Source organism: Streptomyces griseicoloratus (assembly GCF_014534645.1).
GTDB lineage: Bacteria > Actinomycetota > Actinomycetes > Streptomycetales > Streptomycetaceae > Streptomyces > Streptomyces griseicoloratus.
In genome coordinates, this window is record NZ_JACVQF010000131.1 from 1 (window position 1) to 367 (window position 367).

The 367-nt window shown below is 70.8% G+C and carries 1 protein-coding gene; it reads right to left on the minus strand.

From position 1 onward, the window contains the following. On the minus strand, positions 1–354 hold a 354-nt coding region (locus tag H0H10_RS03800; protein ID WP_309141723.1), incomplete at its 3' end, for a phosphopantetheine-binding protein. Between the last annotated feature and the right edge of the window lie 13 nt (positions 355–367).

Sequence of the window (367 nt, forward strand, 5' to 3'; positions counted from 1 at the left end):
CAGGTGGTGGAAGAGGATGCCCTCCTGGAGCGGGGCGAGGGGGTAGACGTCCGCGATGTTCGCAGCACCGCCCGGAACGTCCGCGACGATCCGCGCCAGCTCCTCCTCCGTCAGCTCCACCAGCGGCAGCATGTCCGGGGTGATCTCCTCGGCGCCCTCCGGAATCCGGTTGGGCGGCACCACCACCTCGTCCGGGGCCGCGACCTCGGCCAGGCCCGCCGGAGTGGGCGCCTGGAACAGGGTACGCACCGACACCGACACCCCACGGACACGCAGACGCTCCACCAACGTGACCGCGAGGAGAGAGTGGCCGCCGAGTTCGAAGAAGTCGTCGTCCACACCGACCGACGGCACGCCGAGGACCTCC